At 66.6% G+C, this 21,186-nt stretch carries 17 protein-coding genes; 7 read left to right on the top strand and 10 right to left on the bottom strand.

The annotated features are described in order from the left end of the window. Nucleotides 1-299: 299 nt before the first annotated feature. Nucleotides 300-989, top strand: coding sequence for a response regulator transcription factor (locus tag P3W85_RS45055; RefSeq protein ID WP_017225117.1), 690 nt, complete (start codon nt 300-302; stop codon nt 987-989). A 392-nt stretch (nt 990-1,381) separates the two neighbouring features. Here P3W85_RS45055 and P3W85_RS45050 read toward each other — a convergent pair whose 3' ends face one another. The 7 genes from P3W85_RS45050 to P3W85_RS45020 all read right to left on the bottom strand — a co-directional run bounded on the left by P3W85_RS45050 (nt 1,382) and on the right by P3W85_RS45020 (nt 9,955). After that, entirely contained in the window at nt 1,382-2,425 is a 1,044-nt protein-coding gene (locus P3W85_RS45050) for a glycosyltransferase family 4 protein (protein WP_276269607.1), read from the bottom strand. 104 nt (nt 2,426-2,529) lie between these two features. Continuing rightward, nucleotides 2,530-5,577: a SpoIIE family protein phosphatase gene (locus P3W85_RS45045; RefSeq protein WP_276269606.1), complete on the bottom strand. Its 3,048-nt coding sequence runs from the start codon at nt 5,575-5,577 to the stop codon at nt 2,530-2,532. Then, nucleotides 5,574-6,338, bottom strand: a complete 765-nt coding sequence (locus P3W85_RS45040; RefSeq protein ID WP_276269609.1) for an ABC transporter substrate-binding protein — start codon at nt 6,336-6,338, stop codon at nt 5,574-5,576. Before P3W85_RS45040 ends, P3W85_RS45045 begins: the two co-directional genes overlap by 4 nt. Before the next feature lie 502 nt (nt 6,339-6,840). Next, complete coding sequence (locus P3W85_RS45035) at nt 6,841-7,179, bottom strand: STAS domain-containing protein (protein WP_017225112.1); 339 nt, start codon at nt 7,177-7,179, stop codon at nt 6,841-6,843. Between the two features lie 123 nt (nt 7,180-7,302). After that, nucleotides 7,303-7,746, bottom strand: coding sequence for a hypothetical protein (locus P3W85_RS45030; protein ID WP_276269605.1), 444 nt, complete (start codon nt 7,744-7,746; stop codon nt 7,303-7,305). Next, nucleotides 7,721-8,119, bottom strand: coding sequence for a response regulator (locus tag P3W85_RS45025; protein ID WP_276269604.1), 399 nt, complete (start codon nt 8,117-8,119; stop codon nt 7,721-7,723). The genes P3W85_RS45030 and P3W85_RS45025 overlap by 26 nt, the downstream gene beginning before the upstream one ends. A 3-nt stretch (nt 8,120-8,122) precedes the next feature. Then, a complete protein-coding gene (locus tag P3W85_RS45020) occupies nt 8,123-9,955 on the bottom strand; it encodes an ATP-binding protein (RefSeq protein ID WP_276269603.1) in 1,833 nt (610 codons plus the stop codon). Nucleotides 9,956-10,401: 446 nt separating this feature from the next. On the opposite strand from P3W85_RS45020, the gene P3W85_RS45015 reads away from it, so the two are divergent. Both P3W85_RS45015 and P3W85_RS45010 read left to right on the top strand, forming a co-directional pair. Further along, the gene (locus tag P3W85_RS45015) at nt 10,402-10,797 is read left to right on the top strand and encodes a hypothetical protein (RefSeq protein ID WP_276269602.1); all 396 of its coding nucleotides are present in this window, start codon (nt 10,402-10,404) and stop codon (nt 10,795-10,797) included. A 65-nt stretch (nt 10,798-10,862) separates the two neighbouring features. Next, nucleotides 10,863-11,297 carry a universal stress protein gene (locus P3W85_RS45010; RefSeq protein ID WP_017230977.1) on the top strand — a complete coding sequence of 145 codons (435 nt, stop codon included), beginning with the start codon at nt 10,863-10,865 and terminating at the stop codon, nt 11,295-11,297. Between the two features lie 30 nt (nt 11,298-11,327). Here P3W85_RS45010 and P3W85_RS45005 read toward each other — a convergent pair whose 3' ends face one another. Genes P3W85_RS45005 through P3W85_RS44995 form a run of 3 tightly spaced genes read right to left on the bottom strand, consistent with a single transcriptional unit; the run spans nt 11,328 to nt 17,063 of the window. Continuing rightward, nucleotides 11,328-14,402 (bottom strand): efflux RND transporter permease subunit, encoded by a 3,075-nt coding sequence (locus P3W85_RS45005; RefSeq protein ID WP_276269601.1) that lies wholly within the window; start codon nt 14,400-14,402, stop codon nt 11,328-11,330. Between the two features lie 10 nt (nt 14,403-14,412). Then, nucleotides 14,413-15,552 (bottom strand): efflux RND transporter periplasmic adaptor subunit, encoded by a 1,140-nt coding sequence (locus tag P3W85_RS45000; RefSeq protein ID WP_017230975.1) that lies wholly within the window; start codon nt 15,550-15,552, stop codon nt 14,413-14,415. After that, complete coding sequence (locus tag P3W85_RS44995) at nt 15,549-17,063, bottom strand: efflux transporter outer membrane subunit (RefSeq protein WP_276269608.1); 1,515 nt, start codon at nt 17,061-17,063, stop codon at nt 15,549-15,551. Before P3W85_RS44995 ends, P3W85_RS45000 begins: the two co-directional genes overlap by 4 nt. 306 nt (nt 17,064-17,369) lie before the next feature. Between P3W85_RS44995 and P3W85_RS44990 the strand changes: the two genes are divergently transcribed. The 4 genes from P3W85_RS44990 (at nt 17,370) to P3W85_RS44975 (ending at nt 20,956) form a co-directional block, all read left to right on the top strand. Then, the gene (locus P3W85_RS44990; protein WP_276269600.1) at nt 17,370-17,822 is read left to right on the top strand and encodes a MarR family winged helix-turn-helix transcriptional regulator; all 453 of its coding nucleotides are present in this window, start codon (nt 17,370-17,372) and stop codon (nt 17,820-17,822) included. Between the two features lie 123 nt (nt 17,823-17,945). After that, nucleotides 17,946-18,509 (top strand): isochorismatase family protein, encoded by a 564-nt coding sequence (locus P3W85_RS44985; protein WP_276269599.1) that lies wholly within the window; start codon nt 17,946-17,948, stop codon nt 18,507-18,509. A 41-nt stretch (nt 18,510-18,550) separates the two neighbouring features. Then, nucleotides 18,551-19,825 (top strand): MFS transporter, encoded by a 1,275-nt coding sequence (locus tag P3W85_RS44980; protein ID WP_276269598.1) that lies wholly within the window; start codon nt 18,551-18,553, stop codon nt 19,823-19,825. A 60-nt stretch (nt 19,826-19,885) separates the two neighbouring features. Further along, nucleotides 19,886-20,956, top strand: a complete 1,071-nt coding sequence (locus P3W85_RS44975) for an NAD(P)H-dependent flavin oxidoreductase (RefSeq protein ID WP_276269597.1) — start codon at nt 19,886-19,888, stop codon at nt 20,954-20,956. Nucleotides 20,957-21,186: the final 230 nt, after the last annotated feature.

Below are 21,186 nucleotides of genomic sequence, written 5' to 3'. Positions count from 1 at the left end.
ATTATGGTCGAAAGTGGCTTGCCAGCCCGGCTGGGCCTTGCCGGATGTGCGGCGGCTTGCATGCCCGTTTGCTTTGCTTCGGCCGCCACCAACGATTCTTATACCCCCACAAAGGGTGAGTTTCTCGGGGAAATACCGTGGCAGTGCAAATCTGCGCCGCAAATGCATTAGAACAGTAGGGTGCCGGGGGGCCAAGCGCCTATTTCAAGGAATTATATTCTTGCCATGTCGAGCTAACATAACATCCTCCCGCGCTAGCAGCGCGGCCTACCCTGCGCACCTTCCTGGGAGTTGAACGCATGTACACGGCCGTACTAGAAGACGATACCGACCAGCTGGATCTGATTCGCCTGTGGCTGGGGCAGGGCGGCCATCAGGCCAAGGGCTTCTCGACGGGCAGTGAATTCATCGCGGGCATCTCGCGCGAGCGCTTCGACTTGCTGATCATCGACTGGATGCTGCCCGATACCTCGGGCGACGCCGTGATCCGGTGGGCTCGCGAGCACCTTGGCTGGGAGGTGCCAATCGTCGTACTGACCGCAAGGGACGACGAGCAGACCGTGCTGACGGCGCTGAAGTCGGGCGCGGACGATTATCTGGTGAAGCCGGCGCGGCCGGCGGAAATGCTGGCCCGGATCGAGGCGCTATCTCGCCGCTACGGTATTGGCGGTGCCCCCGTGCTGCATCTCGGTCCTTACGAGATCGATATCCAGCGCGTGCGCATCGCGCTGGATGGCATGTCCATCGAACTGACGCAGAAGGAATTCGACCTGGCCGTGTACCTGTTCCAGAGCCCGGGCAAGCTGCTTTCGCGCGACCATCTGCTCAACCGCATCTGGGGCCTGAATGCGGACGTCGATACCCGTACCGTCGACACCCACGTCAGCCGGCTGCGCAAGAAGCTCAGGCTCGACGGCAGCAACGGCTGGAAGGTGTTCCCGGTCTATGGCTATGGCTACCGCTTCGAGCGCATCGGGGCGGAGGGCTGAATCGGGTCCGGCATTGCATGCTCGGCGCAAAGTTTGCCAGTCGCGCCGGCTGTTACTTCGGCAGCTGCCTGCGCACAACGGTTTCACGGGGCAAGCCGGTGCCGGTCAGGATCTGGCCGCTGGTTTTCTCCAGTTTCTGGCGCAGCGAAGGTGGACGGCACGACAGGGCCGGCCATACCCGGCAGCGCCAGCGGCCGGACCGGTGGACGGCCATCGCCCACATGCCCCGGCGCCCGCTATCGCGTGCATAGGTTTGGTGGTCTTCGCGCAGTCGCCCGTGGTATTGCGCCAGGCGCAGCGCAGGCGCACGCCTTCATGGCGTGCGGTGACCATGGCGGATACGCGTGGATGGCCCTGCACGGGACAAGGCCGGACGGCGTGGTTGAGCGGGTTCATGCCACGGCTCCAAAGGCCTGGGCGTAACGGCCGGCCTGCCGTGCCGGTTCGAAGCGTTCGGACAGTTCGCGGCGTGCGCGTTCCGCTACGCCGTTGAGCAGGTCCGGCGAGGCATGGCGCAGTTCGCACAGCGCCCGGCCCAGGGCAGTGGGGTCGTTGGCGGCAAAATGAAAGCCGGTATCCCCGGGGCGCACCAGCGAACCCGCACCGCCTGCATTTGGCACCAGTACCGGTACGCCGGCGGCGAAGGCTTCCAGCACCACCAGCCCGAACGGTTCTTCGGGGCAGGTGTGGACGAGCAGGTCGGCCTGGCGCAGATGGCTCGCCGCATCGGGCTGGAAACCATGGAAGCGCACGTTGGGCAGGTCCGTGGCTGCGGCCGCCAGCGCATTCTGTTCCTTGCCGCTGCCGTAAAGGTCGAAGCGGACGGCGCCGAGTTCCGGGTGGCGCCGTACCGCCTGCAGCAGCAGGCTGGTGCGCTTGACCCGGTCGAGCCGGCTCAGCATGATCACGCGCCGGATGCCGGGCTCGCGGAAGACCGGACGCCAGGCGACCCCCGCCGGCTCGATGAAGTTCTCCACCACGGCAATGCGTGTGCTATCCACCCCATGGGCTACCAGGCGGTCGCGGACGAACTCCGATACCGCAACGAAGCCAACCGGGAAGGGATTGAGCAGGCGCTTGCGGCCGTAGCCGGGTGTCTCGCCGGTGCCGCCGTTCACGATGTGCAGGTGGCGGACCCTCGCGCCTTGCAGCGCCTGCATGGCGATCACCATCAGGGACTGCGACAGCCCCGTGGCGGCTACCGCCAGATCGGGCGAGGTGCGCAACGCGCGCCACAGATAGCGCGCGAGCGCGGCGGCGGAGCCGAAGCACTCGCTGCGCAGGCCGCAGCGCGCCGCATAGGCATGCACGGGCCCGGGCGGGGCGACGAGGATACCGTCGAAACTGCCGGAGAGGCCGCACAGCGTGCGCACCGCCATGCGCTCCGTGCCGAACAGCTGGCCGCTGTGGAGAATGTAGAGCAGGGGAGTGGTCATGGCACCGATCCAGGAGGGTTGGCCTGGATGCTATTGCACCGCATCGCGCTCCCAAGATCGTTACATGACTGCAAAACCCGCAATGCCGTCACTGCCAGGCAGGCCTAGCCCGCGCGCCGCTTGGTCAGGACCATGCGATTGACGCCATCGGCATGGGAGTACCGGACCGCGTCGCAGCTCTGGCGAATGATGTAGAGGCCGAAGCCGCCTTCCGAGCTTCCGCTGAAGTCCGGTTCCAGTCTTGCCGGCGGGACGAAGGGCTGGCCGAGGTAGAGCAGTTCAAGACGGCACTCGTCCATGGTGGAGCCGAAAATGGCCTCCAGCGGCCCCGCATCCCTGTCGCCGCCATGCCGGATCGCGTTGCTCGCCAGCTCCACCGCGGCCAGGGCCAGCGCGGATGCGCGCTCTTCGGCCAGGCCGCAGGCCTGCGCGCGTGCCATGACGAAGATCCGCAAGGCGCTCAAGCGATCGAGCGCGCGCGGCATTTCGAAGCGCCATTCGCGCAAGCCGGTGCCTGCGCCTGGGGTCTGCAATACCAGCATCGTCATGTCGTCGGCGATACGGCCGCCCTGGACAAAGGCCTCCATGGTGCGTTGCATGCCGCGCGCGATCGTGCCCGGGCGGCAGTGGGTGCGCAGCAGTGCCCGCACCGTGTCGGTCAGCCGCTGCATGCCGAACCGCTCGCCGTCGGGCGCGACGGCGTCGGCCAGGCCGTCCGAGTAGAGCACCAGGGTATCGCCGGGCAGGAATGGCACAGTCTTTTCCTCGATCGTGGCTTCCTCGATAACGCCAAGCGGAGGGTGCTGGTTGGGCAGGAAGCTGTAGTCGGCATCGCCGCGCAGCAGCAGGGTTTCCTCATGCCCGCAGCCAACCCAGGTCAGCGTGCCGCGTGCGCGGTCCACGCGCAGGTAGCACACGGTCACGAAGCTCTCCAGCTGCTGCAGGTGCGGGTGCATGGCGTGCTGGACATGGGCCACGATCTGCGCCGGCGACGGCAGTTCGGCGTGTCCTTTGAGGGTGGAGCAGTCCTGCGTGTGCAGCTCGGCCAGGGAGCGGGCAAACTGCATCTTCAGCCCCGCGCCCAGCAAGGCCGCCGGTACGCCCTTGCCCATGGCGTCGCCGACGAGGATATCGAAGCAGTCGTCGCTGAACTGGAACAGGTCGACAAAATCGCCGTTGATACCCTGCGAGGCCACATTGAAGCCAGCCAGGGAGCAATCGAGCACCGAACCGGGCAGGTCGCGCATCAGCAGGCCGCGCTGGATGCCCGCGCCCAGCTCCAGTTCGGTGCGGCGCGCGGCTTCGGTGGCGCGTTCGCCGGCAATCTGCCGGCTGATATCGGTCTGGATCAGGAAGGCCTGGCGCAGCCGGCCGTTGCTGTCCAGGATCGGCACGATGGTGGAAGCCGCCCAGTACAAGGCGCCGTCCTTTTTCTGGTGCACCAGCTGGCCTTCCCAGGGACGGCCTGCCTGGATCAGCGCCAGCAGGTCGTGCTCGATGGGCTCGGTGCCGCCGGTCGGGCGCAGGAACCGGTTGCGATGGCCGACCAGCTCCTCGCGGCCGTAGCCGCTGGTGGAAGCCAGTTTGCGGTTGGCGTAGACGATGGTGCCGTCTGGCGAGAAGATGCTGACGATGGCGTGCTGATCGAGGGCGCGCTTGAGCAGGCGCAGGCTGGCCGAGGAATCCCGGTACCGTATCAGCAGTTGCTCCCGCTCCTCGGCGGCGAGCCTGGCGTCGGAGATATCGCGCAGGGTGCAGGACAGATAGTCCTGGTCGTTGGCCCGCACCGGCACCACCGATATCTCCACCGGGAATCGCTCGCCGCTGGCCCGCAACGCCGTCAGCTCGAAGCGCCGGCGCGTCAGCTGGCCGGGCCCGGACCCGGCGCCTTCGGCCTGGCTGGCGGCGATCAGGCCGCGCGACTCCGGCGGAAACAGCAGGGGCTCCAGCGGCTGGCCGATCGCCCGCGCCGCGCCATGTCCGAAGATCCGCTCGGCTTCCTGGTTGAATTCCAGGATGCAGCCGTGCTGGTCAAGCGTGACCATGCCATCCATGGCGGAAGTCAGGATGGCCGTCTTGCGGGCCTCGTTGCTGGCGATATCGCGGTGCAGGCTGTCCAGCGCGCCACGCACCTGTTCGTTGCTGCGCAAGCTGCGCCACGCCGCGGTACCGAGCGCGGAAAGGAATAGCAGGCCGGCAAGGGTTGCGCCGGCGACCCAGTCCAGAATCCTGTGCCAAGGGGCCAGGGCCTCCGTGTACGAGTGCTCCACCACGGTCACCAGCGGCCATCGGCGCGATGCGCGATAGGCGCCGATCGCCGCGCTGCCGTCAAGGCCCTGGCCGACGAAACTGCCGCGCTCATGTTGCGAAAGCAAGGTCTTGAAAACCGGATGCGACCCCATGCCGGCACCGCCGGGCAAGGGCATGCCGGCTGTCGTGGCCAGCGCCGTGCCATCGTAGTCGAGCAGCGCGGCCGAACGGGGCGCCTCGGCCAGCATCAGTTCATAGGCGTTGGCCAGGTAATCGGTATTGAGCGCAATCACGAGGTGGGCGTTGCCGCCGGATTTGAGCTTGATGGTGCGCGCCAGCGGCACGAAGCTCAGCGGCAGTTCGCGCGTGCGCGGATCCTTCGCTGCCGAGATCGCGGAGTCGAACAGGTCGCGGCCCGGCACTGGACGGCCGATCGCCATGAACTCGCCGGGCTGCTTGCCTGCCGCATCGGGAAGCCGGGCGGGATCGATGCGTTTGTCGCGATTGGCCGGACTGGAGCTGGCGACGATCTGGCCATCGCCGTCTATCAGCGAGAAGCTGCGGACAAAGGGGGCACCCGCAATGGCCTCGGTCAGTAGCCGATTGAGCGCCGCGGCGCTCCGCGCGTCGCTGTAGCCGGACAGGTCTTCGTCAAAGGTATCCATCAGGAAGTTCGCGGTCCCGACGGCGCGGCTGCTCTGGTCGTCCAGCGCGCGAGCCAGCATTTCCACGCTGGCAAGCGTGTTCTCGATGATGCTCTTGCGTTCCCACCAGACGAAGCCGGTCGCCCCGGCAATCAACAGCACGGCCAGCGCCATGCAGCCCCACAGCACCGTGGTGCCATTGAGCCAGGCCGGAAGATGCGTGCTGCTGCCTGGGGGCAATGCCTGGGGGGGGATCACTTGCGTATCAGCACCTCGCTCAGTCCGTTGCGCTGCGCGGCCCCGGCCAGACGGCCGTCGCGCTCGATGCGGGTCACGAAGTCGTCGACGGTTTTGAACCATTCGTTGTCGCCGGGGCGCACCGCATAGGCATAGGGCAATGGGTGAAAGGGTTCCGGAGGCGAGATCAGGCGTGCCCAGTCGGCATTATCGAGCAAACGGCGGCTGTATGGATAGTCCGTCATGAACACATCCACCCGGCCCGCCTGCAGTTCCTGCTCGCGTGTCTGCGGCGGCGCAACGATGACCAGATTGGCTTGTTTCAGCGTGGCACGCATTGCCGGTTCCATGAAGGTGCCAGCCTGCACGGCGACATTGACGCCCGGCCTGTCGATGTCCACCCAGTCGCGCACAATGCGGCTGTTGCGCGTCACGATGCCGTAGATGCCGCTCTGCAGGTAGGGCCGGGTAAAACGCAGCGCCTGCTGGCGCTGCGGCAGCACCCCCACGGCGAACATGGCGACGTCGCAGCGGTTGCCAGCCACATCCTCGATCAGCGAGGGGAAGGAGGAGTCCACATACACGACCCGTGCGCCCAGGTCGGCCGCCAGCGCCGCGGAGAGATCGATGTCGATGCCGCGCAGGCGCTGGCTGCGCGGATCGCGGAACGTGATGCCATAGTAGTCGGGCCAGATGCACACCCGCACGGTCCGGCTGCTCTTGACGTGGTCCAGCACGGCTCCGGCATGCGCGGGCGCGCCGGGGACCAGCCATGCCGCCATGGCCAGTGCCAGCGTGGCGCAACGCGCGGGGATGGAGATCCCACGCGGCGCATTCCTGCGGCTCGGCCGGCGCGTGGCGCAAGCCAGTGGCTTGGAGATCAGGGAAGCGGGCATTCCGGTCATGATCTTCGTTCCCTTTGCTTCGGCAGAACGGTGCCAACGGTCAACCGCCACCCAGGCCATGATCGAGGTCGGCGCACGGTCCCAGCCGGGCCGTGGCCGCCGGCGGCGCGAAACAGGCGGCCGGCGGCAGGCATGGCATCTCCGAGACCCATGGCTGGATTTAAGCGCCTGTCGCAGCCCCGAATGTTGCCAGATTGTGAACTTGTGCCCCCGGTCCGCTCCGTTTGCCCCGTGCCTTGTCCCCTCACGCTGTTGCTGGCGGCCGGGGTAGCGATGGCGCGCGCGTCGAGACCGGGGCGGGGCAGGGCTACAGTCATGGCGCAGGATGAAGGCCGAGTGCATTAGCGTGCATACGATTGCGCGATGGCCTGTGCACGGCTCAGGCGAAGGCGCGCAAGGCGTCTTCGCGGGTCTCGTGGATATTGAAGACGCGGTGCATGCGCATCAGCTCGAACAGCGCGCAAACCGGCCGCGGCATCTCGCACAGCTTGAAATCGCCCTTGCCCCTGTGGGTCTGGCGCAGGCAGGCGAGCAGCGCGCCCAGGCCCGAGCTGTCGACGAACGTGAGCCGGGACATGTCGAAGACAATGCGGTCGGCCTTCTCCAGCAAAGGGGCCATGGCCTCCTTGAAATCCTTGACGTTGCCGGCATCGAGATGCTCTTCGTCCAGGCGAATCGTGAGGATGCCCGAGGCTTCCTGTGTCGCGACCAGCTCCATGAATGGCTCCTTCGTGCCGTCGTATCCGGCAGGCAACGGGGCTTGCCGTATGGGGATTTAATGCCCGATGGCGGGCAACATTGTCACGGGAGTGTGAAATGGCTGGGGCAGGCTGGCGTCGCCTCAGGCGTCGGGCGTGCCATCCAGCGCGCTGCATCCGGCGGGACCGATGCCGGCACACGCCGCGCACGGGCGCTCAGCCGCTGCGGCGTCCGCGATGGCCAGGTCCATATCCGCCAGCAGTGCGGCCAGGGGGGCCGCCAGTTCCGTTGCCGCCGGCGCCACCGCTCGCCTGGGCAGGGCGAGCAGTTGCCGCTCCAGGTCACGGGCCTGGCAGCAGATGGACTCGAAGCCGTACGCGCCTGCCGCGCCGGCCAGGCGGTGCAGCAGGCTGCAAAGGGCGCCGGTGGCAGCCGTATCGCTGCGGCCGGCAGCGATTGCGGCGAGGTCGGCCCAGGCCGCCGCCAGATCGGCACGGCGTCGGGCCAGCCCGGCCGCGAAGCGCAACTGCAGCAGACGCAGGCGCCGGGCGATCTCGGCGTCAGCCGGGGCGCTTGGCGTGGGCATAGTTCCAGTAGATCTTGAGATTCTCGGCCAGCGTCATCGGATCGAACGGCTTGACGATCACGCCGGTGGCGCCGTGCTCCAGCAGTGCCTCGATCTCGTGCGGCAAGGCGCGCGCAGACATCAGGACCACCGCCGTGCCGGCCAGCTCCGGCATCCGGCGCATGGCATGCATGGCCTCCGGCCCGGTCATGCGCGGCATCATCACGTCCAGCAGGATGAGGTCGGGCAGGAACGCAGGGGCCTGGGCCAGCGCCTCGGCGCCGTCGGCGCACATGCACAGCGCGTAGCCGCCCACGGCGCCGAGGCTGAACTCCAGGATGGTGCGAATATCCGGATCGTCCTCGGCACACAGGATCTTGCGCAGCTGTTCCATGGATCAGGGCTCGCCAAGGTTGCTCGCCTGCCTCACCATGCGCAGGAAGGTGTCGTTGCTGGTGTTGCGTTTGGGCAGGAAGTCAAAGCCCATTGCCCGGGCCTGAGGCGGGTCGACCGCATCCGAGTAGAGCAGCACGGGGGCGGGGCCGGCAAGACGCCGCAGATGGACTGCGACGGCATCGAGCGTCTCGCCGGCGCCCTGGGGGTCGGCGATCAGCAAGGCGGGCGCCACCGGCAGCCCGGCGTCGGCAAGCGCTTCCAGCGTCCGTGCCGGCAGCACCTGGAATTGGCCTTGCAGGAGGGCCTGGAGATGGGAGAGCGTTGCCCGGTCGCGGTCGATCACCACGATGCGCGGCGCGCTGGATACGTTGGCGCCAGGGGCCTCGCCCCGCCAGTCCGGCAGATCGATATAGAATTCCGCGCCGTGGCCAGGCGTCGAGATCACGCCGATGCTGCCGCCCATGCGTTCCACCAGAATGCGGGTGATATGCAGGCCCAGGCCGGTGCCCGCGCCAGTGCGCCGATCGGAGCCGTCGGCCTGCGAGAATTTCTCGAACAGCCGGGTGCGGAACGATTCGGGGATGCCGGGGCCGCGGTCGCGCACGGCAATGCGGACCTGGCCGCCGTGGTGCCAGCACCGGATCTCGACCGGTTGCCCGGGCGGCGAATGCTTCAACGCATTGGAGAGCAGGTTCGCCATGATCTGCAGGAAACGGTCGCCGTCGACACACACCTCCAGGCCGGTCGCAGGCCCGTCCACTCGCAGGGAGCGATCCAGCCGGCGTGCATAGTCCAGGTTGCCGGCGACGGCTTCTTCCAGCAGGTGATCCAGGGCATGGACGCGAGGGTAGAGCGTCATGCGATCGGCTTCGAGCTTGGTCAGGTCCAGCACATCGTCGATCAGGCGGCCCAGCCGTTCGCCGTTGCGCTGCGCCACTTCGGCCAGTTGTTGCGCGGGCTCGGGCAGCGGGCCTGCGGCGCCGCCGGCCAGCAGGCCGAGCGCACCCATCACCGAGGTCAGCGGCGTACGCAGTTCATGACTGACCGCACTGAGGAATTCGTCCTTGAGCCGCTCCAGCCGGCGTCGCTCGGTAAGGTCTCGAACCACCAGGGAGATACGTTCGGCGGTGTCCCCCTGCCATTTGCTGACGCTGACTTCGGCGGGAAACTCGCTGCCGTCCGGACGTCGCGCCAGCAACTCGCGGGATGCCGGAGGCGAGGCGGCGGCGTTGCCGGAGAGCCCGTCCGGGATCAGCGCTTCAAGCGCCAGCCCGGCCTCGGGCAAGGCCTCGACACCCAGCAGCGCCATGCCGGCGGCGTTGGCATCGCGTATGCGGTGGCTGCCTTCCACAGTCAGTACGGCATCGCCAACGTGGTCGAACAGCTCGCGATTATGCACCGCCAGGGCCGACAGGCGCGACTGAAGCTCCAGTACGCGGCCGATATTGCGCAGCTTGGCACCGAGCAACTGCGGGTCGACCGGCTTGACCAGGTAGTCATCGGCGCCTTCCTCGATGGCACGGACAAAATGGGGGGCGCCCTGCATCGACGACATCACCACCACGGGCAGCCAGCCGCCATGCTCCGCCGCACGCAGGCTGCGAGTGGCTTCATAGCCGTTCATGTCCGGCATCAGCAAGTCGAGCAGCACGACATCCACTGCCTGTTCGCCCACAAGCTGCAGGGCGCGCGCGCCGCTATTCGCTTCAATGGCGTGGTGTCCCGCCTGGCGCACCAGCGCCGCCAGTTCGCTGCGGCTCGCTTCGATATCATCCACAACCAGGACATGTAGCTGGTTGCCGCTGCGGGGAGGTGGGTTCGGGTCTGGCATCATGCGGTTCGCTGTCGGCATCTGCACATGGATGGCGAGCCTGGCACTGATGTGTCGATTATCACACACGGTCCCGCAGGTGGCTGCATAACGATCCCCCTTCCTAAGCAGGGGTTGGAAATCCCTGCTCTGCACCACTAAAGTGGACGAAACCACACAAGCAGCGGCCCGAAGCCGTTGCCGCGGAACATCGGGCATTCAGGGGGCGGAGCAGGGCAAACGTTGCCGGCCCGATCCAGCCTGGCCCGAGCCTGGATCTGCCTGCGGGCATCGCGCCATCGCGCCATCGCGCGCGCATCCAGGCCAGGTTGGCAAAGCTGGCGAAAATTATCTAGAACAAGATGACGATGGATCGAATTACGCCATCGATGCATTAAAGATTGCGGCTCGCAAGGCTTCGCTTGCGCAGAAGACCGGTGGCGGCTGCGCGTACGGGGACATGCGAGGACATGATGAACAGCGTCGGGAAGCAGGATGAGGACGGAAGGCCTTCGCCGCTTCGCATTCTTCTGTACCTGGCGGGCGCCGCGATCCTGGCCGCAGGCATTGCTGCCAGCGCATTCCTGTATATGAGCGCGACCAGCAGCACCGGCAAATACCTCGAATACGCGGCGTCGGGGTCCAAGCAATATGCGCTTCAGCTCGAGGGCGTGGGGGGCAGGGCGACCTTCCTGGCGGCGGAGTTCACCCGCTGGCTGGAAGGCGTATGGCACAGCAGGTCGTTCGCCTATGTCGTGCTTGTGCTGTGCACTGCTGCCGCCTTTGCATGCTTCCTGGCCGCACATGGCCTGGGGGCACGTTCGTTTTCGGAGCAGATCGGCGACGACGACGACCGGTCCGCATAGATGGCGGCGGCGAAACCGGATAATAGCGCGCAATTTCTCTGTTTTTACCAACCTGGAGGGGAACGATGTTCAAGCATATTCTGGCACCCACGGACGGTTCCGAGCTTTCAAAGATAGCGGTCGACGCAGCGATCGTCTTTGCCAAGACCATGGGCGCCAAGCTGACGGCCTACACCTGCCTGGAAGAGTATCCTTTCCTGCAGTCGAGCGATGCCGGACATCAGACGCGCAAGGCGTTCGAGGAACATGCCGCGGCCGAAGGGCGCCGCCGCCTGGATGCCGTTGCTGCCGCGGCCAGCGCCGCGGGCGTTGTCTGCGAGACCGATATGACGGTCTCGAGCGTGCCCTACCGGGGTATCGTGGATGCCGCCACCAGGCACGGCTGCGATGTGGTCTTCATGGCGTCGCACGGGCGCCGGGGTCTCGAAGGGCTGCTGGTCGGCAGCGAGACGCAAAAGGTGCTGACGCATTGTCACGTCCCGGTTCTTGTTTATCGGTAAAGGCCTGCACGGCCATGCTGCGTGCATCCGTCATGCCGGCGGCGGCACTGAGGCCTGGGACACAGGCACCGCTCTCGACCGCTGGTGATCCGTAGCCAGGAACATATACATCGCCGGCACCACGAACAGCGTGAACAAGGTGCCGATCGACAGGCCGGTAAAGATCACCAGCCCCATGGCGTATCGCCCCGCCGCGCCGGCGCCGGAAGCGAACACCAGCGGGACCACGCCGAGCACCATGGCGGCGGTGGTCATCAGGATGGGCCGCAGCCGCACGGCGGCGGCCTGCTCCAGCGCCTCGCGCTTGGCGTGGCCGGCACGCTGCAGTTCGTTGGCGAATTGCACGATCAGGATGCCATGCTTGCTGATCAGCCCCATCAGCGTCACCAGTCCCACCTGGGTGTAGATATTCAGCGTCGAGAGTCCGACGTTGATGAAGATCAGCGCGCCGAACAGTGCCATCGGCACCGAGACGAGAATCACCACCGGATCGCGAAAGCTTTCGAACTGCGCGGCCAGGACCAGGAACACGATGATAGTGGCGAACATCAGCGTGATCACGAAGCCACCGGACTCCTGCGCGTACTGGCGTGAAGGTCCGGCGTAATCGACCGAGTAGCCGCTTGGCGCGACCTGGCTAGCCATCTCGCGCAGGGCACTGAGCACGTCGCCTTCGGCTGCACCGGGTACCGGCACGCCGGAGATGGTGGCCGAGTTGAGCTGCTGGAAGTGGTTGATCGACTCGGGCACCACGCTCGCCTCGAGGCGGGCCACGGTGGAGGCCGGGACCACGCTGCCGTTGGGCGTGCTCAGGTAGTAGCCCAGGATCTGCGAGGGATTGAGCCGGTCCACCTGCAGCACCTGTGGAATCACCTTGTAGGAGCGGCCCGCGATCGAGAAGTAATTGACGTAGTTGCCGCCCAGCGCTGCGCCGAGCGTGGCGCCCACGTTCGACTGGTTGAGGCCGAGCGAGGCCACCTTGTCGCGGTCGACGATCAGCGTGCTCTGCGGTTTGTCGAGCTTGAGATCGCTGTCCACGAAGAAGAACATGCCGCTGGCGCGCGCCTTGTCCAGCACCGCCTGCGACACCTCGTTCAGGTTCTGGAATGGCTCGGTGGTGTTGATGACGAATTGCACCGGCAGCCCTTGCGCGCCGGGCAGGGGCGGAAACTGGAAGGCCGCCACCTGCGCCCCGGCGATGCCGTTCCACTTCTGCTGCAGTTCCTGCTGCAATTGCAGCGCGCTCCTGCCGCGCTGGTCCCACGGCTTGAGCAGCACGCCGCCGATGCCCTGGTTGAGCGTGGGCGTGCCGGTCAGCTGGAACATCTGCGCGTACTCGGGGATATTTCTGGACAGGTCGAACAACTGGTCGGCATAGGTCTGCATCTGCTGGATGGTCGCGTTCGGCGGGCCTTGCAGGTGTGCCAGCACGATGCCCTGGTCTTCCGGCGGCGCCAGTTCGGATTTCGAGGTCATGAACAGGTACACGGTGCCGGCCAGCAGCAGCGCCCCCATCATGACCAGTACCACCCACGTTTCCAGCAGGCTGTGGAGGCGGCGCTGGTAGCCGTGGTGCACCCGGTCGAACTGCCTGTCGATGAAGCGCACGAAGCGTCCCGATTCCTGGTCCGCGCGGAAGAAGCGCGCGCACATCATCGGCGACAAGGTGAGTGCGACCACACCGGACACGGCCACCGCACCTGCCAGGGTGAACGCGAACTCGGTGAACAGGGCGCCGGTCAGGCCGCCCTGGAAACCGATCGGCACATAGACCGCCACCAGTACCACGGTCATCGCCAGGATCGGGCCACCGAGTTCGCGCGCGGCCATCATCGCGGCTTCCAGTGGCGGCTTGCCTTCTTCCTTCATGTGCCGGTCGACGTTCTCCACCACGATGATGGCGTCGTCGACCACCAGCCCGATCGCCAGCACCAGCGCCAGCAGGGTCAGCAGGTTGATCGAATAGCCGAGCGCCAGCATCACGAAGAAGGTGCCGATCAGCGACAGCGGCATGGCGATCACCGGAATGATCACTGCGCGCAGGCTGCCGAGGAAGAGGAAGATCACCACGGTGACGATCAGCAGCGCCTCGGCCAGCGTCTTGACCACCTCCCGGATCGAGGTGTTGACGAACTCCGTGGCGTCGTAGACGATCTTGCCCGTCAGCCCGGTCGGCAACTGCGCCTGCATCGCCGGGAACACCTCGCGCACGCGCCTGGCCACGTCGAGCACGTTGGCGTCCGGCGCGGTCTTGATGCCGATGAAGACCGAGCGCTTGCCGCTGAAGGCTACGCTGAAGTCGTAGTTGTCCGCCCCCAGCACCACATTGGCCACGTCCTGCAGCCGCACCAGCGCGCCGTTCTGCGACTTGACCACCAGTTGCCTGAACTCGTCGAGGCTGTGCAGGTCAGTGTTGGAGGTGATGGCGACGCTCACCATCTGTCCCTTGGTGTTGCCCAGCGCAGCGAGGTAGTTGTTGTTGCCGAGCGCGGTATAGACATCGGCGGCCGTGACCCCGTACGCGGCGAGCCGCTGCGGGTCGAGCCACGCACGCAGGGCGAACTGGCGGCCGCCGAGAATTTCGGCGGTCTGCACGCCTTGCACCGAATCCAGCTTGGGCTTGACCACGCGCAGGAGGTAATCGGTGACGTTGTTGCCGGGTAGCACGTCGCTGTAGAAGCCCATGTACATGGTGTCGGTGGTCTGCCCGACCTGCACCGTGATGACGGGCTGCTGCGCCTGCGGCGGCAGCTGGTTGCGCACCGAACTGATCTGCGTGTTGATCTGGGTCAGGGCGCGGTTTGCATCGTAGTTCAGGCGCAGCGTGGCGGTGATGATCGACACGCCGCTGGTGCTGGCCGACGACATGTAGTCGATGCCCTGCGCCTGGGCGATCGCGGCTTCCAGCGGCTGCGTGATGAAGCCGGCCACGGTGTCCGCATTGGCGCCGAAATAGGCGGTGGTGATGGTCACCACGGCATTCTCGGTGAGCGGATACTGGCTGACGGGCAGGCTGTTCAGCGAGCGCAGGCCGAGCACGAGGATCAGCAGGCTGACCACCGTGGCCAGCACCGGGCGCTTGATAAAGAGGTCAGTGAAGTTCATGGCGGGCCGCTCACTGTTCCTGCGGCGACGGATTGGGCAGATCCGCCGGCTGGACCTTGTTGTCGATCACCAGCCGGGTGCCGTTCTTGAGCTTGAGCTGTCCGCTGGACACCACCTGGCTCCCTTCCTCCAGCCCCTTCTCGATCGCCACCTGGTCGCCGCGGGTCGGGCCGGTGGTGACGAACACCTGCCGCGCCACCGGCAGTGGTTTGCCTGTCTCGCCGGGCTTGGCTGCGGGGGCCGGCTCGACCACGAAGACCGTTGCGCCGTAGGGGTTGTAGGTGATGGCGGTCTGCGGCAGCGTCAGGCGGCGCTGGGGCGTGCCGACGTCGATCTTCACGTTCGCATACATGCCCGGCAGCAGCTTGCCTTCCTGGTTGTCGATGCGGGCTTCCACCTGCACGTTGCGCGTCGCGGTATCCACCTTCGGGTTGATCGACGTGATCCTGCCCTTGAACGCCCTGCCGCCATAGGCGTTGCTCTCGGCCGCCACCGGCAGGCCAACCGCGAGCTGCCCGACGTCCTGCTGGGGCAGGGTGAAATCGGCATAGATCGGATCGATGGCCTGCAGGGTCACGATGGCGTCGCCGGGGTTCACGTACTGGCCGGGGTTGAGCGTGGTAATGCCTAGCCGGCCGGCAAACGGCGCGCGGATGGTCTTCTTTTCAACGATGGCGGCCTGCTGCGCCACTTGGGCTTTCTTGCTCTTGAGGTCAGCGGCATCGGCATCGAGCGTCGCCTTGGCAATGACCTTGATGTCGTATTGCGCCTGGTCTCGCGTGTAGACCGTCTGCGCCAGTTCGGCCGCCGCCTGCAGGGCCTGGAGTTGCGCGATGTCGGCGTCGGCGTTGAGCTGCACCAGCACCTGGTGGGCGCGTGCCTCGCTGCCCGAGGTGAAGCGGACCTCGCGCACCAGCCCGGCGATCTCGGTGGTGACGTCCACGCCGCGCACGGCGCGCAGGCTGCCCACCGCGGCCAGTTGGGGCTGCCACACCTGGTAGGTAGCGTGCACGGCACTCACGGTGGCCGGTGGCGCGGCATTGCTCGCCATGAATTTCCTGAACATCATCCCTTTGAACAGGTTGAAGCCAAACAGCGCGGCCAGCAGCAGGCCCACGCAGACCAGCATGATCACCATGCGCTTCTTCATTGCTTGTTCTCCACGGGTACCACGGCATCGGCCCGGGGCTCCACCGGCGGCGGCTTGACCCCGGGCGGTTGCGGTGCGTTCCACCAGCCCCCGCCGGTCGCCTGGTACAGCGCGGCGGTGTCGGCGTAGCGTGCTGCCTGCGCTTGCACCAGGCTGAGCACGGTCTGCTGGTACTGGCGCTGGGCGTCGAGCAGCGAGAGATAGCTCACCGCGCCCAGGCGGTATTGCTGCTGGCTCAGCAGCAAGGCGTCGCGCGCGGCGGTGGCGGCGTCGGCTTGCGCCGCGAGCGCGCGCGCATCGTTGTCCAGCGCGCGCAGCGTGTCGGCCACGTTCTGGAAGGCTTGCAGCACGGTCTGCCGGTATTGCGCACCCGCCTGGTCGTAGGCCGCCACGGCGGCGCGCCGCTGCGCGTTCAACTGGCCGCCATGAAAGACCGGTTGCAGCAGGCCGGCGCCGAGGCTCCACACCGCATTGGCTGCATTGAACGCGCCGCCGGGCGTCAATGCCTGCGTGCCATAACTGCCGGTCAGGGTGAGTTTCGGGAACATCGCGGCGCTCGCCACCCCGACCCGGGCGCTGGCCTGATGCAGCAGGGCCTCGGCCGCCAGGATATCGGGGCGTTGCCGCACCAGTGCCGATGGGAGGCTGACCGGCAGCGTCTGGGGCAAGGAGAAATCGGCGAGCCGGAACTGTGGCAGGGCGCTATCGCTGGGGGGCCTGCCCGCGAGTACCGCGATCAGGTGCCGGGTCTGTTCGAGCGCCTGCTGCAGGGGCGGCAGGGTCGCGCGGGTCTGCGCCAGCGTAGTGCGCTGCGCGAGCACCGCGGCCTGGTTCACGCCGCCCAGGCCGAACTGGCGGGTAAGCAGATCGAGTTGCTGCTCCTGGTCCGCCGCGATGCGCCCGGTCGCCTCGATCTGCGCGCGCAGCGAGGCCTCCCTGACGCTCGCCGTGACCAGATTGGCCGTCAGCGCCAGATAGGCCGCCTGCCACTGGTACTGCTGGTACCCGATCTGCGCCCGCAATGCCTCCAGTTGGCGCCGCGCGCCGCCGAATACATCGAGCGTATAGGACACATTGACCGAGGCATTGTAGAGACTGAACTCCGGGCTCAGTCCGGGCTGGCCGATGGCCAGCCCGGAAACGCGCTCGCGCGACGCGCCGAGCTGCGCATCCACGGCGGGAAGCAGGGCGCCACCTACCTCGGCATTGTAGTTTTCGCGGGCCTGCCGCAGGGCTGCCCGCGCGGCGGTCAGATCGGGGCTGTTGGCCAGCGCCTCGCGCATCAATGCATCGAGTGGCGCACAGTGGAACAGCGACCACCATTCGCCGGGGATGTCCTGTACCGTGACGAAATGCTGCGCCGCCCCGGAACTGCCCGGCATGCCGGGCGTGGATGCCGTCTGGCCTGGCAATGGCTCTGCCGTGAAGCGGTCACCGGCTGGCGGCTCGGGCGCATGATAGTCCGGGCCCACGGCGCACGCAGCCAGCGTGGTGCCGACGATGCACACCATCGCTGCGCTCGGCACGCGCTGCCCGGCGTGTCGACGGAGGGTACGCACCAGTGCCTCGATCATCATGCGCATACTCCCTGGCACAGCCAGGGTGACGTCTGACTGTGAAAGCCTGCGTGCCGTAAGACTATCCCAAATCCCTTGCTGCTGTCTGACCCCCTCGACGCGGTGCATGGATGCATGGGGGAGCGCGTTTCTCGGGCGAGAGGCGCATTGTCATCATCAGACGATTCGCCGGCTTGACGCTTCCTCATCTATGAAGGTAACCTTTGCAGGTAGCCTTCATAGATGCCAGAGGTATTGCAGATGGACGACCATCGGAATGATCCCGACGCGGCAAGCGCGCTGGCTTTGGCCGGGGAGTTGCGGGTTGTGAGCGGCAAGCTCATAAGACGGTTGCGCGAACAGGCGTCTCTGGGCGATCTCACCTGGACTCAATTGCGCGTCGTCTCGCGGCTGGAGCGCGAGGGACCGGCGACGGTGTCGGCCCTGGCACGGGCTGAAGGCATGCGCCCGCAATCGATGGGGGAGACCATTGCCGCCCTGAAGGCGGCCGGCCTCGTGAATGGTTCGCCGGATCCGACGGACGGGCGCCAGACCGTCTTGTCTCTCACCGCTGCCTGCATCGACGCGGTCAAGGCCGGCCGGGCGGCGCGGGAGGACTGGCTGTTCCACGCCATTCGCAGCAAGCTGGCGGCGGCGGAGCAGAAGGACCTCTCTGCAGCCGTCGAATTACTCAAGCGCCTGGTCGAGCCCTGACTTGCCGTGTTTGCCAGGCATGCCGCGCGCGGGGCGCCGGCTGGCCAGGACATTGCCCGCTTCCGGGGCCCTGACCCGCCGATCCGGGCTCGCCGCAGTCCGAAACACCTGAAGGAGAACACCATGTCAATCACCACGCTCGACCCGAAGACCGCGCTCGTCATCATCGACCTGCAGCAGGGTATCGTCTCCCTTCCCACGGCTCACCCCGTCGGCGAGGTCGTGAGGCAGGCCGGCGCACTGGCTGGCGCATTCCGCAGCCGCGGCTTGCCGGTCGTGCTCGTCAACGTTGCCGGCGGCGCGCCCGGCAGGGCGGAACAAGCACGCAACCTTGGACAGCTTCCCGCCGGATGGGCCGATCTCGTTCCCGGGCTGAACCAGCAGCCGGTGGACCACCTGGTGACGAAGCGGACGTGGGGCGCGTTCACCAACACCGGCCTGGACGGACATCTGAAAAGCCTGGGTGTCACGCAAGTCGTGATTGCGGGCGTGGCTACCAGCATCGGTGTCGAGTCGACCGCACGCCAGGCGCATGAACTCGGATTCAACGTCACCCTTGCCGTCGATGCCATGACCGACATGAATCCTGACGCCCACGCCAACAGCATCGCGCGGATCTTCCCGCGGCTGGGCGAGACCGGCACCACAGCGGAGATCATCGATCTCCTGGACCGTACCCGCGTGTGACCGCGGCCGCCATGCGGACTGCAAACGCGTAAGCCGCCCCGGTGAAAGGCACCTTCCGTTCACTGGGCAACTTCAACTACCGGGTCTGGGCCGGTGGTGCGATCGTGTCCAACGTCGGAACGTGGATGCAGCGTACTGCCCAGGACTGGATCGTCCTCACCCAGCTGACGCGTCACAATGCGACCGCTGTCGGTGTGGTCATGGCGCTCCAGTTCGGCCCCCAGGTGCTCTTGCTGCCGCTGACCGGCTATGCGGCCGACCATCTGGATCGCCGCAAGCTCCTGTTCGCCACGCAGGCGACCATGGGGGCGCTGGCCCTGGGGCTCGGCATCCTCACCATCGCCGGACTGGTCCAGCTATGGCACGTGTACCTGTTCGCGTTCCTGCTCGGATGCGTCACCGCATTCGATTCGCCGGCGCGCCAGACTTTCGTCTCGGAACTGGTTGGCGAAGCGGACCTGTCGAATGCCGTGGCGCTGAACTCCACATCGTTCAACGCCGGGCGCATGATCGGTCCAGCCATTGCCGGCGTCCTGATCGCCTCGGTGGGCTCGGGGCTGGTGTTCCTGATCAACGCGGCGTCTTTCGTTGCGGTGATCGGCTCGCTGAGTTGCCTGCGCGTGAGCGATCTTCATCGGAAGGACAGGCCTGTCCGGACCCGCGGGAGCCTGGCCGACGGTTTTCGCTATGTCTGGCGGCGCCCCGATCTGAAGGCGGTGCTGCTAATGCTGTTCCTGATCGGCACTTTCGGGCTCAATTTCCCGATCTTCATCTCCACCATGTCGGTCACGGCCTTTCACGCCGGCGCGGGCCAGTTCGGGCTCCTGACGTCCACCATGGCGATCGGCTCGGTCGCCGGCGCGCTGCTGGCCGCCAGGCGGGCGAATCCCGATATCGCGCTCCTGATCGCGGGCGCGGCCATGTTCGGAACCGGCTGCGCCCTGGCGGCGATCATGCCGAGCTACGGGCTCTTTGGCGCCGCCCTTGTCATCGTCGGCGTATCCGCGCAGACCGTCACCACCTCGACGAACAGCCTGGTGCAGCTATCGACCGAGCCTGCGATGCGAGGGCGGGTGGTGGCGATCCTGCTTGCCATCGCCCTGGGCGGCACGCCCATAGGCGCACCCATTGTCGGCTGGGTTGCGGACCATTTCGGCCCGCGCTGGGCACTTGGCGTGGCTGTCGCCGCGGGCTTTGCCGCCGCGATGGTTGGCATCGTCTATCTCCGCCAATACCGGCAATTGCGTGTGCGCATCGATGCCGGGCGCGTGCGCATCAGCTTGGACAGTCCCGAGGCCACGGCTGAATCACATTGAGGTAGCATTGCTGCAGCAGCCGGAAACGCCTGGCCAAGACGCCTCGATCACATCAATCCAATGAGAACGCTTCCCTCCCGCCTTCCTCTTGTTCAAGCCCCGATGGTCGGCTCCCTGAGCCCGCTCGCGATTGCTGTCAGCGAAGCGGGAGGGCTCGGCTCACTGGCATGCGCCGCGCTGAGTCCCGCGCAGGTGCGCGAACAGATCGGCGCCATTCGCGCGCAGACTTCAGCCCCGTTCAACGTCAATTTCTTCTGCCACACGCGGCCGGCTCCGGATGACGAGGCGCAAGCGAAATGGCAGGCATTGCTGGCTCCCTACTACAAGGAAGCCGGGCTCGACCTGTCCGCCGCCCGGACGGGGCCGGGCAGGGCGCCTTTCGACGAGGCCATGTGCGGCGTGATCGAGGAAACCAGGCCAGCCGTGGTCAGCTTCCATTTCGGCCTGCCGGACGAAACGCTGCTCGCGCGGGTGAGGCATACCGGTGCCATGATCGTGTCTTCCGCCACCACGGTGGAAGAGGCGCGCTGGCTGGAGGAGCGCGGTGTCGATGCCATCATCGCGCAAGGCGTGGAGGCCGGCGGTCACCGCGGCATGTTCCTCACCAAGGATATCCATGCACAGCCTGGCCTGTTTGCGCTCTTGCCGCAGATCGTGGACGCGGTGAGCCTGCCCGTGATCGCGGCCGGGGCCATTGCCGACGGCAGGGGAATCGCGGCGGCCTTCGCGCTCGGCGCGAGCGCGGTGCAGATAGGCACGGCCTATATGCTGACACCCCAGGCCGGCAGGTCCGGCATTCACCGCGCTGCCCTGCGCGCGGCCCGTGACGACATGACGCGCCTGACGAATCTCTACACTGGCCGGCCGGCGCGCGGCCTGATGACCCGCTTCATGCGCGAGCAAGGACCGATGAATGAGACCGCACCCGCATTCCCGATGGCGACCGGCGCGGTGGATCCGCTTCGTGCTGCATTCGAAAATGAGGGGAACGGCGATTTCTCGGTTCTCTGGTCAGGGGAGGCGGCAGCGCTGGCGCGCGAAGAAGACGCAGGGGCCCTGACTCGCCAGCTCTGGGAGGATGCGCTGAAATGCGCGTCCAGTCTTCCATCGTCCATGGCTAGCTGCGTTTAGCCAGAGACTGCCTGCGCCCGGGCCCGCGCCGGCTTCGAGGCGTCGGTACAAAGAATCTTCAAGAAGGGCTTGCCACGGCAGCGCAGGTCCTTTAGTATTCGCCCCCTCGCAACACGACACCGCTGCAAAGCAGACGGGGCAAGGGTTGCGGGGTTAGCAGAATAGGTAAGCGGAGCAAAAAGCAAAGCGAACCGAAGCAAAATGAAACTTGCGAAAAACTGTTGATTAAA

Source organism: Cupriavidus basilensis (genome assembly GCF_029335485.1).
Lineage (GTDB): Bacteria > Pseudomonadota > Gammaproteobacteria > Burkholderiales > Burkholderiaceae > Cupriavidus > Cupriavidus basilensis_E.
Note: the sequence above shows the minus strand (reverse complement) of the source record. Positions and strands in the feature narration are given on the sequence as shown.

What these genes read in the sequence shown, in the direction of transcription:
- P3W85_RS45040 (WP_276269609.1), bottom strand. Translation starts at nt 6,338, where the DNA reads ATGGCGGCATGGCTGGTCCCCGGCGCGCCCGCGCATGCCGGAGCCGTG.
- P3W85_RS45055 (WP_017225117.1), top strand. Translation starts at nt 300, where the DNA reads ATGTACACGGCCGTACTAGAAGACGATACCGACCAGCTGGATCTGATT.
- P3W85_RS45030 (WP_276269605.1), bottom strand. Translation starts at nt 7,746, where the DNA reads ATGCCCACGCCAAGCGCCCCGGCTGACGCCGAGATCGCCCGGCGCCTG.
- P3W85_RS45020 (WP_276269603.1), bottom strand. Translation starts at nt 9,955, where the DNA reads ATGATGCCAGACCCGAACCCACCTCCCCGCAGCGGCAACCAGCTACAT.
- P3W85_RS44985 (WP_276269599.1), top strand. Translation starts at nt 17,946, where the DNA reads ATGTCAATCACCACGCTCGACCCGAAGACCGCGCTCGTCATCATCGAC.
- P3W85_RS45035 (WP_017225112.1), bottom strand. Translation starts at nt 7,179, where the DNA reads ATGGAGCTGGTCGCGACACAGGAAGCCTCGGGCATCCTCACGATTCGC.
- P3W85_RS45025 (WP_276269604.1), bottom strand. Translation starts at nt 8,119, where the DNA reads ATGGAACAGCTGCGCAAGATCCTGTGTGCCGAGGACGATCCGGATATT.
- P3W85_RS45010 (WP_017230977.1), top strand. Translation starts at nt 10,863, where the DNA reads ATGTTCAAGCATATTCTGGCACCCACGGACGGTTCCGAGCTTTCAAAG.
- P3W85_RS44975 (WP_276269597.1), top strand. Translation starts at nt 19,886, where the DNA reads ATGAGAACGCTTCCCTCCCGCCTTCCTCTTGTTCAAGCCCCGATGGTC.
- P3W85_RS45050 (WP_276269607.1), bottom strand. Translation starts at nt 2,425, where the DNA reads ATGACCACTCCCCTGCTCTACATTCTCCACAGCGGCCAGCTGTTCGGC.
- P3W85_RS45005 (WP_276269601.1), bottom strand. Translation starts at nt 14,402, where the DNA reads ATGAACTTCACTGACCTCTTTATCAAGCGCCCGGTGCTGGCCACGGTG.
- P3W85_RS44995 (WP_276269608.1), bottom strand. Translation starts at nt 17,063, where the DNA reads ATGGTGTGCATCGTCGGCACCACGCTGGCTGCGTGCGCCGTGGGCCCG.
- P3W85_RS45000 (WP_017230975.1), bottom strand. Translation starts at nt 15,552, where the DNA reads ATGAAGAAGCGCATGGTGATCATGCTGGTCTGCGTGGGCCTGCTGCTG.
- P3W85_RS45015 (WP_276269602.1), top strand. Translation starts at nt 10,402, where the DNA reads ATGATGAACAGCGTCGGGAAGCAGGATGAGGACGGAAGGCCTTCGCCG.
- P3W85_RS44990 (WP_276269600.1), top strand. Translation starts at nt 17,370, where the DNA reads ATGGACGACCATCGGAATGATCCCGACGCGGCAAGCGCGCTGGCTTTG.